At 45.9% G+C, this 12,404-nt stretch carries 11 protein-coding genes; 6 read left to right on the top strand and 5 right to left on the bottom strand.

The genetic code is table 11. The annotated features are described in order from the left end of the window. The first annotated feature begins 93 nt into the window (after positions 1–93). Positions 94–789 (top strand): exonuclease, encoded by a 696-nt coding sequence (locus tag H6F73_RS10085; RefSeq protein WP_190758650.1) that lies wholly within the window; start codon positions 94–96, stop codon positions 787–789. A 166-nt stretch (positions 790–955) separates the two neighbouring features. Here H6F73_RS10085 and H6F73_RS10080 read toward each other — a convergent pair whose 3' ends face one another. Next, positions 956–3,328, bottom strand: a complete 2,373-nt coding sequence (locus tag H6F73_RS10080; protein ID WP_190758649.1) for an ATP-binding cassette domain-containing protein — start codon at positions 3,326–3,328, stop codon at positions 956–958. Between the two features lie 379 nt (positions 3,329–3,707). On the opposite strand from H6F73_RS10080, the gene H6F73_RS26960 reads away from it, so the two are divergent. From H6F73_RS26960 to H6F73_RS10065, 3 genes are all read left to right on the top strand, one after another. Continuing rightward, positions 3,708–5,285: a serine/threonine-protein kinase gene (locus tag H6F73_RS26960; RefSeq protein ID WP_190758648.1), complete on the top strand. Its 1,578-nt coding sequence runs from the start codon at positions 3,708–3,710 to the stop codon at positions 5,283–5,285. Next, positions 5,275–6,696 (top strand): D-alanyl-D-alanine carboxypeptidase, encoded by a 1,422-nt coding sequence (locus tag H6F73_RS10070; protein ID WP_347239512.1) that lies wholly within the window; start codon positions 5,275–5,277, stop codon positions 6,694–6,696. Before H6F73_RS26960 ends, H6F73_RS10070 begins: the two co-directional genes overlap by 11 nt. Positions 6,697–6,837: 141 nt before the next feature. Next, a complete protein-coding gene (locus tag H6F73_RS10065; RefSeq protein WP_190758647.1) occupies positions 6,838–7,344 on the top strand; it encodes a DUF393 domain-containing protein in 507 nt (168 codons plus the stop codon). 193 nt (positions 7,345–7,537) lie between these two features. Here the strand turns inward: H6F73_RS10065 and H6F73_RS10060 are convergent, their stop codons facing one another. From H6F73_RS10060 to H6F73_RS10050, 3 genes are all read right to left on the bottom strand, one after another. Next, positions 7,538–7,732 carry a hypothetical protein gene (locus H6F73_RS10060; RefSeq protein WP_190758646.1) on the bottom strand — a complete coding sequence of 65 codons (195 nt, stop codon included), beginning with the start codon at positions 7,730–7,732 and terminating at the stop codon, positions 7,538–7,540. Positions 7,733–7,926: 194 nt separating this feature from the next. After that, the gene (locus H6F73_RS10055) at positions 7,927–8,349 is read right to left on the bottom strand and encodes a tetratricopeptide repeat protein (RefSeq protein WP_190758642.1); all 423 of its coding nucleotides are present in this window, start codon (positions 8,347–8,349) and stop codon (positions 7,927–7,929) included. A 126-nt stretch (positions 8,350–8,475) separates the two neighbouring features. Then, the gene (locus H6F73_RS10050; protein WP_190758641.1) at positions 8,476–8,832 is read right to left on the bottom strand and encodes an iron-sulfur cluster assembly accessory protein; all 357 of its coding nucleotides are present in this window, start codon (positions 8,830–8,832) and stop codon (positions 8,476–8,478) included. Positions 8,833–9,150: 318 nt separating this feature from the next. On the opposite strand from H6F73_RS10050, the gene H6F73_RS10045 reads away from it, so the two are divergent. Continuing rightward, complete coding sequence (locus tag H6F73_RS10045) at positions 9,151–10,803, top strand: hypothetical protein (RefSeq protein ID WP_190758640.1); 1,653 nt, start codon at positions 9,151–9,153, stop codon at positions 10,801–10,803. Positions 10,804–10,898: 95 nt separating this feature from the next. Here H6F73_RS10045 and H6F73_RS26955 read toward each other — a convergent pair whose 3' ends face one another. Beyond that, complete coding sequence (locus H6F73_RS26955; RefSeq protein ID WP_277882597.1) at positions 10,899–11,033, bottom strand: hypothetical protein; 135 nt, start codon at positions 11,031–11,033, stop codon at positions 10,899–10,901. Between H6F73_RS26955 and H6F73_RS10040 the strand changes: the two genes are divergently transcribed. Continuing rightward, positions 11,032–12,027, top strand: a complete 996-nt coding sequence (locus H6F73_RS10040; protein ID WP_190758639.1) for a homogentisate phytyltransferase — start codon at positions 11,032–11,034, stop codon at positions 12,025–12,027. The genes H6F73_RS26955 and H6F73_RS10040 overlap by 2 nt on opposite strands. Positions 12,028–12,404: the final 377 nt, after the last annotated feature.

The following is a 12,404-nucleotide window of genomic DNA, read 5'->3' as shown; positions in this document are numbered from 1 at the left end:
TACACAATTCAATTTCCCTACTTTTTCGTACTGACAACTCCGCTGTTAAGAAATTATGGTTTGGTTAGTAAACCCAATGGAGTTAAAACCATTATGATGCAACAATCTACTGAACGAAAAATTTGGTCTGATAAACCCTTAACCCGCTACGAAGCAAAACCCCTACGGGAAAATGGCATCGGATATCTTGCCGATAGCCGTGGCAACCGGCTCCCAAGTTATAACTTTATCCTAGAAGCAACCAAAACACCGACAGACAAAGCCCGACTCTCGCGTTGGCGGCAGCAAGTCGGATTGGCAACAGCTAGCCAAATTATTAGCACGGCGATTCAACGCGGAAAACTTGGACACCGGCATCTTGAATGCTACTTTCAGAATGAAAATATACCCTGCCCTGAACTTATTAAACCCCACTGGGAGCATTTGCTGCCATTACTGCAACAAATCAATGAGGTTAAACTCGTTGAGGGCAATGTTTTCCACTACTACGAAGGATATGCCGGCAGAGTTGATTGTGTTGCCAATTTTTATGATATTCCCTGTGTAATTGACTTCAAATTTGCTGATAGAATTAAGCCTCTTTACGATGAACCCTTGCAGCTAGCCGCTTATTGTGGTGCATTAAACCGGCAGTATGGTTTAATGCTCAAACACGCTTTCTTAGTTGTCGTGACTCCGGATGAGGCTGAAGTAACCTTATTCGAGGGTAAAGAGCTGACTAAATATTGGTGCCGGTGGCAGCAAAAAGTTGCCCAATTCTGGCGAAAAAGGCAATTAATGGCTTCGTAATAGGATGTGAGATAGCACGTCTTTACCAGAGCAAGCGTATTGAATTTTTAAAATTCTCCATATAAAGTCACTGATGACCCTATATGGAGAGTTTCCTTTTTGTATGGAAACAAGCGAGAATTTACAAGCCGGCTGCTTTTCCCTCTTTTTGTTATTGCCAGGAATTTTAAAAAATATCCTTACGCTTTTGCATCCACCACGTTACCCCTAAGTAAACCGCTGTATGCAAACACAGCAAACCCCAATTTAAACCTAAATTTTCCCACGTTGGATCGTAAACAGCACTTGGCTCAAATGGCTGCGGAATTGTACTGCCATCGGGCAATTTAGTCGGTTCAGGAACCATCCCATTCACATTCACTAACGCCCCATAAGCGCCCACAGACCACCGGCTTAACATCAGCCAAGAAAGCTTACTGGCCAAACCTTCCATCTTAAACAAAACCCCAGAAAAAATAATCTGAGGCAGTAATAACAGCGGTAAAGCACTATTCGCTTGACTGCCATTTTTAACGATAGCTGAAACCATTAATCCCAGACTCATACTCGTTAATAAAGTCAGGAACGTTGTGATTCCTAAACCCACCGGCCACGAAATTAAATCGGGTTGGGGAGATTTAAACCCAATTAGAATTACCCCGACCATTAACAGTGTTTGCAGCAGTGCTAAGCCGCCTAAAATTAAGACTTTAGAACCCAAATAAGGAAACAACCCTAAATTTACCAGCCGTTCCCGCAAATAAATTGCCGATTCTTTAACAATCTCTTGTAGAGAAGTCGAAAGTCCCACCCAAATGGCGGCACAGGTAAAGACAAATAACACTCGTAACGCTAAAGGCGCTAAAGTCGGATCGGGTTCATCTCCCAGAATTAAAGGATTTTTATCTCGAATCGCTAGGGTTATTAAACTAATGCCAATTGGAGCAGTTAAAAGCGCTAAACTTAAATTCACAGGATCTCGTCCAGTTAACTTAAAATAGCGTTGAGCGAGGAGCGATAACTGCTTGAATGGGGAAGGATTCACCTGTTTGGCAACCACACCGGCAGGCTGTTGCGGCTGACCGGCAGGCCGGCTAAGGTGATTCTCTACATACTGCTTATAATAAGGCGATTGACCGAACCGGCTCGCAAACGCTAGCGGTGCTTTGTCGTTTTCTTCTAACTTGTTGTAAATATCCGCAAAATCCTCAGTTTTGACCTCAAAAAAGTCAAAGGCTTCTTTCGGAGGGCCAAAAAAGCAGAGGTGCCCGCCGCGACCCAGAAAAACCACGCGATCACAGAGTTTAATATTCGCAGTTGCATGAGTCACAAGCACAATTGTGCGTCCCTGATCTGCCAGTTTTCGTAACAGCAACATCATCTTTTTATCCAACCCCGGATCGAGTCCCGAAGTCGGTTCATCTAAGAAGAAAAGCTTTGGATCGGCTAGCAATTCCACCCCAATACTCACCCGTTTGCGCTGACCGCCGCTGAGATCGCTTACTAAAGCGCTGCGGCGATGGGACATTTCAATATCTGCTAACGTCTTTTCCACAACCGTTGTGACATCGAGATCCGGCGGCAGTCGCAACTGTGCGGCGTAAGTCAGCACCTCTGCCACCGTCAATTCCCGGTGAATGATGTCGTCTTGCGGCACATAGCCAATTTGCGTGCGGTAGATGTTGAAGTTGGTTCGCAGATCATCTCCGTTTAAATACACCTTGCCGGCAGTCGTCTGCTCAATTCCCAGTAGCGTTCGCATCAAGGTTGATTTACCGGCACCACTCCCCCCAACTAAAGCCACAAATTGACCGGGTTCAATCGCCAAGGAGATGTTATCCAGCCGGTTTTGAATCGCCAAACCTTCAGCATCCAAACGGATTTGATTGCCTTGATCCAGTACCTCCAGCCGATCACCCCGCAAAACGAGGGTAAACGGCCCGATCCGAACCGTTGCGCCTTCTGCTAGATGCGCTGAATTCGTTACCTTTTGCCCGTTTACAAACACGCCGTTGGCGCTATAGTCTTGCAGCTGGTAGCCTCCCTGAGCGGCGGGTTCAATCGTGGCGTGCCGGCGCGATACAGTCGGGGCGTCTAGCTGCAATGTCGCACTTGGATCGCGACCGAGCAAAACAGAGCGATTTTTCAGCACCACAAATTGCTCTCGCGGTGGTGTGAGAGGCTGCCGGCTGAAGGGATTAAAATAAGTCAGCAAAATTTGGTTGCGCGGATCTTGACCGATGCGAATCTCAGTGCCATCCTTCAGATGATGCCCTTCTGACGGGGTGATGCGCGTGCGATCAAGAAACAATCCGTTCGTACTGGGATTTTGAGTGTCGCCGTCATAAATACAATAGTCATCACCGGCTTTGCGAAGTACGGCGTGACAAGCAGAAATCACTCGCCAATCTGGCGGAAGCAACAGATCCGCCTGTTCTGGCGCACGTCCCAAAATATGCCGGTCTTGCTTCAGTTCCAGTTTGATTAGATGCCCCTGATTGTTGAGCTGTAAGTATGGATACTTGCTAATAATGGTTGACTGTTCTGTGTTGCCGGTCATATTGATTCTAAATTTTTTATATTTTTGATTTTAAATGAGATGCTTACCGCTCAAGGCTATAATTTGATAAAAGTTTGAATTTTGGCAAATCTTTGATAAATTAATAATAACTCACTTAACTTTAATCGATTTAATTATAAAAAAATAATTTTTTTTAAGACAAAAACTTCAATAATCTAACTTTTTAATACAGCTCAAAGCCTCTCACATCTTTTAATCCAGACTTTCCTCAGAAAACTTTATAAGAGGCAATTTTCTATCGTTGTAAATATTAAATTTTTAGGCAATTTACAGAATATGTTAACTTTGCCGTTAACGGGTAGCTGTTTCTTATACAGAATGCTATCTTCAAAGGAAAACTTTTACCCCAAAAACTGCGATGATCGCACCGGCACTGTTAAACAATCGCTACCAAATCCTGCAAACAGTAGGAAGCGGCGGGTTTGGCGAAACCTTTCTAGCAGAAGATACCCAAATGCCATCAGCACGTCGGTGTGCGATTAAACAACTCAAGCCGGTGACGAATAACCCCCAAATCAACCAAATTGTTCAAGAGCGTTTCCAGCGAGAAGCCGCAATTTTAGAAGAATTGGGTGATAGCAACCCTCAGATTCCCCGGTTATATGCTTACTTTTCAGAAGCCGCTCAATTTTACTTGGTGCAAGAGTGGGTTGAGGGCGAAACCCTGACAAAAAAGCTAAAAACCGCTGGATTACTCAGCGAAAGTTCGGTGAGGGCGCTTCTCGCTAATATTCTGCCCGTGCTCGATTATGTTCACACTAAAAGAATTGTTCATCGGGATATCAAGCCAGATAATATTATTTGGCGACAGCGGGATGGCTTGCCGGTGCTGATTGATTTCGGCGCGGTGAAGGAAACGATGAATACAGAGTTGAGTTCTCAAGAAAACTCTAGCCGCTCGATTGCGATTGGAACGCCCGGTTTCATGCCAGGAGAGCAAGCAGCCGGTAAGCCGGTGTATTCTAGTGATTTGTACGCATTAGGCTTAACGGCGATTTATTTGCTCACCGGCAGACTTCCGCAACAATTGGATTCAGACGCGCACACTGGCGAAATTCTGTGGCACCGGCACGCTTTAAATGTAACTCCGGCGCTGGTTACGGTCTTAGATAAGGCGATTCAATCCCATCCCCAGCAGCGCTACCCCACAGCCAGGGAAATGCTCAATGCTTTGCACTATTCCGCAACTGTTGCCGCAACGATGGTGACATTACCGCCAACCCCGCCTCAAGCAACAATTCCTTCCCCAGCACCACCCCAAACAGTCCAGCCGGCTACTCATGTCGCCCAAACAGGAGGTAGATTAAAAAATGTCCTCGTTGCCGGCTTGCTAGTGGGTGCGTCGGTGATAACGGGCGTATTTTTAGCAAAAAGTCAGCAGCCGGCGGTGGTTGTGCAACCGGCAGCATCTCCATCACCGGCACCAAAATCTGAAGAGGCGATAGAATCAACTCCAGTAACTCCCGCGCCGGTTGCCTCTGCAGATCCAACTCCAGTAACTCCCGCGCCGGTTCCCTCTCCAGATCCACCGATGATGCCGGCAGCCGCAGCTATCAATACAGCGCCGGTTCCCTCTCCAGAGATTACGCCAGCCAATCCCGCGCCGGTTGCCTCTCCAAATCCCCCTGTAATGCCGGCACCATCCGTCACCCCCATTGCAACTCCTCCCGTGCCGGCGGTGCCAACTGCCAAAGAATTAGATAATATAGCAGACAGAATTTTTTCCGAAAGATATCCTGAGTTAGCAGGGAGAAAAATCCAGCCAAATGAAACATATTTAGCACAAGAATGGGCGCAAATCAGACAATGTGCGGCGGTCGTTGATTACATTTTTTATCAAAGACATCCTGAGTTAGGAGGGAGAAAAATTCTTCCAACCGAAACTGATTTGCAGCAACAATGGTTGAATATCAGAGAAGGTGTTAATGGCTGTTAAAGTTTTTCTTTCTATTTTGTCTAAATCCCAAGAAACAATGCTAAAAATCGGATCTTTGACGGCGGTTTTGTCTGTAGGAATCTTAGCGCTTGTAGCTGGATGTTCTCCTTCTAATCCATCCGGCGCGGCTTCAGTCTCAGTTCAGTCTGACGCTACTCAACCGTTAGGAAATAACGCAGGAAGTGCAGAGAATACTGGGTCACAGCCGATAAGTCTTACACAACCTGTCAATAAGGCTTTATCACCAGATAATCCAGACTCTGTTACAGACAAAAAAATTGAGGAATATGTCAATAAACTCGCTGCTCAAGGATTTTCTAAAGAAAAGCAAGGCGTGTGGATTGAAGCAAACAAAGTGCTTTTAGCGAATCATCAAGGCACCGTTCCTTTACCGGCAGCTTCAGTTACAAAGGCGGCAACAACCCTAGCTGTGCTGCAAACTTTCGGCCCAGAGCATCAATTTGTAACGCTGATTGGCGCAACCGGCCCGATTGAAAATGGGGTATTAAAAGGCGATCTGGTCATTCAAGGAGGAGAAGATCCTTTCTTTGTTTGGGAAGAAGCAATTGCTTTAGGTAATACCTTAAATCAGATGGGTATTAAGCGAGTGACCGGCAATTTGGTGATCGCCGGCAATTTTTACATGAACTTTGAGCCAAAACCGCAGACATCTGGGACTTTTCTCAAACAAGGCTTGAATTCTCAAGATTGGCCGGCGGAAGCGGAAGATCAATATTTAACGTTACCTCAAGGAACCCCCCGACCTGAAGTTGCAATTGATGGTTCAGTGCAAGTTATCTCTTCTCCTCCTGAGTCATTCAAGCCTTTAGTGCGGCATCTTTCTTTTCCAGTTGCAGAACTGCTGAAAAAGATGAATATGTACAGTAACAACTTGATGGCTGAAATGTTAGCAGATTCTGCCGGCGGTGCAAAAGCCGTTGCCCAAAAAGCAGCGGAAGCAGCCGGAGTGCCGGCGGAAGAAATTCAACTAATCAATGGTTCTGGATTGGGTGAAGAAAATCGAATTTCTCCTCGCGCAGCCGTGGGAATGTTTCAGGCAATTGAGCGGTATTTGCAGCCTTATCAGATGACCATTGCCGATGTATTTGCGATTGCCGGTAAAGATTTAGGCGTCTTAGAAGCTCGCAAAATTCCTGCCTATACTGTTCTGAAAACCGGCACCTTAAATCGGGTGAGTTCTTTAGCCGGTGCCATGCCCACTCAAAAGCTCGGTTCTGTCTGGGTTGCGATTATGAATGGCGGAGAAAATCAGGATGAATTTCGCGCTCAACAAGAAGTGCTTCTCAATCGTTTGTTAATTGATTGGGGTGCGGTTCAATCACCCCCAGCGGAGTTAACTCCCAACCCCAGTAAAACCAGCAAAACTTCGAGTAATGAAATTGTGAAGTAGGGCGTAACGCGTTAGAGTGAAAGTAAAGCCTAGATGTACAGTGTTCAGTAATTTGTCACTGTACATCTAAAGCCGGTGAAAACAATAATTGAGTGTGTGTGTTTCTCCTCATTTGAGGAATATTTTAAGTGAGAACTGCCGATGCCTCCGTCTAAGACTGACTTCCCCGAATCCGTTGAAGTGACGACTCAAACCCAGTCCAGTTCGCCATCATGGCAGATTGAACTACTCTACGACGGTCAATGTCCTTTGTGTTTGCGAGAGGTGAATTTCTTGCAGAGACGGGATGCCGGTCGAGGTTTGGTGGCGTTTGTGGACATTGCTGACGATGACTACACCCCAGAAGCGCATGGCGGGGTTGATTTTGAAACAGCAATGGGGCGAATCCATGCGGTGCTTCCTGACGGGACGGTTATTAAGAATGTGGAAGTCTTCCGCCGCGTCTATGAAATCCTGGGAATGGGTTGGATTTATGCCGTTACCAAGTTGCCGGTGATTGGGGCAATTGTTGATAAGTTATATGAAATTTGGGCAGATTACCGGCTGAGTCTGACTGGGCGACCAAATTTAGCAACAATTGTTAGCAATCGCCAGAAGCGAATTGAGTGCGAGACACAAGGGCGTTGCCGGCTCAATGATAATGGTTAATATTAATTTTTGTTAGGTTTTTAAATAAACTGCCAAAAATTAAGGCTTTAACTTTTGTTCAGCTCGTTTCAATTAAGCTAAAATAGTTTTGATTGATAGCGTTTTCTCAAAAAATTTGGCTGCACTTTAAGCAAGTACAGCCGTCCAATCCAAAGATATTGAGAAAAATCCTTCTGGTGGCATAGACGTCTGCTTACTCGAAGCTGCCGCCTGATTCGTTTGGTGCTTGAAGATTGTCTGGGTCAACATAATGGCAAACTGCGTCATCAATGCAAATTAATGCCCAACCGGACTCATCAATGCCCATCAGCTTGTAAGCAGCTTCTTGAATGAAGAATCCTTTGTGGTTGCGGGTTTCTGGTTTGATTTCAACGTTTTCATTAGTCATGGTAGTCTAACTCCGGATGATGTACAAAATGTTTGAAAGACGAGATAAAAGATTCTTTTATCCTTCGGTTCATAAAATCTTATCATTAGATTTCACTTTTTTTACGTGTATTTAAGTAAGGAATTATTACAATTCCTACACAATAGAATAAATTTAGGGATAAATACCGGCACCGGCCTTCAATTTGTGCCGGCCTAACCCTCAAATAGCCACGCTTTGACGCGCTTCAAGCTATCCCAATCCGCTTTTCTACTTAATCCTTCTTCAAGATTGTCTTTAACTTCATCCCGCAATTCTGAAGAAACCATGATTAATTGCTGCGCCATGTCGATGTGCTGCCGCACGCCTTTTTGCTTACTTTCAAGCATTGCAATCGCGAGATTGACTCTAGATTGAGCGTCATGCGGATTTAACTTGACAGACTTCTGAGCAGCCTTAAAAGCTTGAGCGGCCTTATTATCCAACAGATAAAGCCACGCCAAGCACGTCCAAGCGGGGCTATTTTTAGGGGCGCGTTCGCAAATATCTTTAAAAACTGGAATCAGCGTATCTGGGCCTTCACCGGCTTTATAGCGGTCTATTCCTTCAGTAAAAAGCGTTTCAGCAGTTTGAGTCATAGGAAAATAAAGAAAGAGAGGAAAGAGGGGAAGCGGGGAGAATTGTGCAGAGAAAATGTAGAAATAATTCTCAATGCTCAATTCCCCAAACCTTATGCTCCAATTTCAAGGAGGTTGGGTTTCAATTTAAGCAGAAAATGACTTGCCACAGCCACAAGTCTGATTGGCATTCGGGTTGGTGAACTGAAAGCCACCGCCAATCATAGCATTGCTGTAGTCAAGCACTAGACCGTAGAGATATAGCAGGCTGCGCCGGTCGCTGATAACTTTAAAGCCATCGTAGTCAAAAACCTCATCATCCTCGCGGATATTACTGAGATCCTCAAAATCCATCGTATAGGACATCCCTGAGCAGCCACCTTGGCGCACTCCCACACGCAGACAGAGTTCCTTGCCTTGGCTTTGCTGCAGTGACTTAACCTGCTGCAAGGCGGTTTCTGTAATTTGGATACCCCGTTGTTGAGACTGAGTTGCTTGTGTCATTGGTTTACACGACTCCTTGTGCCGAGATGATACAGGCTGCTTGAGCTTGTCCATCTATTTTATCGAGAACTCGGAGATTGTAGACTTTTGGCAGACTGCAGGGGCAAAAAACTCTCTATGCTGGTAATAGTAAGTTGAAGTCTATCCAGTTGCTTAAAGTCTTCAACCGTAAGGAAATAGGGTAGTGCCGGCAGGCAAGTTGAACAGCTATTGCATCAACTTCAAAAACGGCCCGCAGCAGGAAGTGACTTATCAAAAACTGCGGCTTCTCGCCACTCCCTCATGTATGATTGTTCCCTCATCCAGTTGACTGAGTCTATGACAGCTCTCAATCACTCTACCCGTCGTCGCCTGCAAAATCTACCGCAAATTCCCAGCGTGTGGGAGGGTGATCGTCGCCCCTTATCGGCTGAAGATGCTATGAGCCAAGAGTGGGCAGACCCAGTTTCTGCATCAGCCGGCACCAGTGAGTGCATTCTTTGGGTGGATGGTTCACAAGGATTTGTTCGGGCGATGGATATGGTGACAATTGATACCGGCCCAGAAGCGATCGTTCGGACATTGCTGCGGGCGATCGAACACCCCCACAGTCCCGCACAGCCGGCTCGACCTCAAAAAATTGTTGTCAAAGACCGAGAACTGAAGTTTTACCTACGGGGTGTCTTGCAAGAGCTGGATATTACCATTGAGTATGTACCAGAATTACCTCTGATTGACGAAATCTTCAGAGGATTTCAAGACGTTGTTAGCACCAAGCCGCCCCATCTGCCGCCTCAGTATGCTGAAGTTTTAACTCAGAAAGCTTATGATATTTGGCGCGACGCACCTTGGGAGTTACTAGGCGATCACCAAATTCTATCGGTCGAACTCAACCAGTGGGACATCGATACTCTATATCTCTGCGTTTTGGGAATGCTGGGCGTCGATTATGGAATTTTGCTTTATCGTTCCATCGATTCGCTCAAGCGCTTTCGACAGCGGGTTTTGGCGAATGAGTCTATCAACCAGCTTGAAGAAGCCTTCCTCGGTCAAGACTGCCTGTTTCTGAGTTTTGAAAGTATTGGCGATGTCGCAGATGAGTATGAAGACGACTTTGATCTCGCCGATCTGCCCCTATCTGAAATTCAACCAAGCTTTGGCAACCTCCACCCACTCGAAGGGCTGCGCTCGTTTCTTTACGAGGAAGAGGCGCTAACGGTTTGGGTGGCACTTGAAGCCCTGCATCGCTTTTGGCGGGCTTCACGTCAAAAACTGGGAGGGGAGGCGTTGCCGAAGTTAAACAGCCGCTATCGCATTCCTCTACCGGCAGTCGATGATGCCAAACCTGCAACCATCTCCGTTAAAGTTGCCACCCAGCCTGAGTTGGAAAGCGAACTATTGGAAATGGCCAACGCTGCAGACGAAGAAGATGATGAGGATTTTGAGGCTGGCCAACCCCTGCTGCGAGATGACTTGGTGCCGGCAAATTCATTTCTGAGTTTGGGTGTAGTGCCTTGGGACACCGTGGAATTTCTTCGCAGCGGCGTTGAGTGCTATCAATCTGGCCCAGTCACCGCTGCCGGCGAAGGGCTGCCGGTGGTAATGATTCAAACCTCGCGCCCCAAAGCCAAAGCGATGATTCAGCAATTGCAAGATGCCGGCGGGTTAAAGGCAATTTGCTTTAATCGCGGAGAAGACTCATTTGAAGACGTTGTCTACGATCTGGGAATTTTACAGACGGGCAATGGTCAGTTGCACCTGTTTGGTGAATTTATTGAAGACGATCCAGTTCACGTCGCTGCCCGCAAAAAGTGGGATCAGCGCTGTAAAAAAACGAAGGGTTACTGTGGCTTAATAATTGCCCAAGGGCTGACAGGTGCTTCGCGGGGTAATCCCAAGCTTAAAGATATGCTGGCTTTGTTTGAAGTGAGATCACTGTCAGCCAAAGACCTCGGACTCGGCCCACTGCAACTGATTCCCCAATTGGAATAGCAGCCACAAATACCCGGCAAAACGCTGAGATCGAGCCTTGCATCGAGTTATTTGAGCGTAGTTCTAACCCAATCAGAATTCTTAAGCCGCATCTGTTAGAGGCTGCGGTTGAAAGATTCCAGCTTGCCTAACGCCTTAACGCTAAAAAGCAGACGCAACAGATGTAGAGAAGCATTGCCACGCGCCCCTAAACTTAAGATTAGGCAAAAATAATCATTTAGGGCGTCCATGAGCCAGATTTCTTCTCAAAAATCTCCAACTTCACAACCTGAGTCTTCCAAACCTGGCTTTTTACAGCAATCAGTTTCCTCGCTTTATGCCTTCTGGAAGTTCTCTCGCCCCCACACAATTGTTGGCACGAGTCTGAGTGTTTTGGCGTTGTACTCAATCACTTATGCTGAAAACACCGGCACTGGTTTCACCGGCATCCCGTGGGTGCAACTCTTCGGCACTTGGATTGCCTGTCTGTGTGGCAATGTTTACATTGTCGGGCTAAACCAGCTAGAAGATGTAGAAATTGACAAAATTAATAAGCCACATTTGCCGATAGCTGCCGGTGAGTTTTCGCGCCGGCAAGCCCAGCTGATTGTGGCAATTACCGGCATTCTAGCCCTGCTGCTGGCACTGTTGTTAGGGCCGTGGTTGTTGGGCATGGTGAGTATCAGTTTAGCCTTGGGAACGGCTTATTCCCTGCCGCCGGTGCGCTTAAAACGCTTTCCCTTTTGGGCATCTTTTTGTATTTTTACCGTCCGGGGAGTGGTTGTTAATTTAGGCTTGTTTCTTCATTTTAACTGGGTGTTCTTGCAGTTAGAAAAGCTGAGCGTCCCGAGCATTCCCCCCACGATTTGGGCGCTGACGCTGTTTATTTTGGTCTTTACCTTTGCAATTGCCATCTTTAAAGATATCCCCGATATGGAAGGTGATCGGCAATACAACATCACCACTTTTACCCTGCAAATGGGTGCGCCGGCAGTATTTAATCTTGCCCGATGGGTGTTAACCGTCTGCTACCTTTCCCTCACGCTTGCCGGTTGGCTTTGGTTGCCGAGCGTTAATCCGCTATTCTTAACCATCACGCATCTGATTGCCTTGAGTTTGATGTGGTGGCGCAGCAAGCAGGTAGATTTGCGAGATAAAGCCGAAATCGCACAGTTTTACCAATTTATTTGGAAACTCTTTTTCTTGGAATATCTGATATTTCCTTCCGCCTGTTTTTTGGCTTAAAAATGTGTTGGATTTTTGATGATTTGCAAACGTTGATGTTTAGGTTTTAAAACCTGCCGGTGTCTAATAGTCGTCACCCGTTTTTGCAAATAGCCCAGGATGGGCGCAATTCGCAGCGTGCCATCCTGGGCTAGAATTTAGGTAATAAATCCTCTAAAAATTTGGGTATGTGGGCATCTTGCTCACTCAAAGTATTATAATTCATTAAAACTTGCTTTTCTGTTGATTAAAATAAAATAAAATATCTAACTAAATTAAATTAATTTATTATTTACAACTAATATTCAAAGTAAATAAGCTTGAATTTTAAAGCTTAAATTATAAAATAAATTGATATGCGAACTCATCATTAATTCTTGTATATTCCTCAGGGATGA

Source organism: Microcoleus sp. FACHB-68, assembly GCF_014695715.1.
Taxonomy (GTDB): domain Bacteria; phylum Cyanobacteriota; class Cyanobacteriia; order Cyanobacteriales; family Oscillatoriaceae; genus FACHB-68.
Note: the sequence above shows the minus strand (reverse complement) of the source record. Positions and strands in the feature narration are given on the sequence as shown.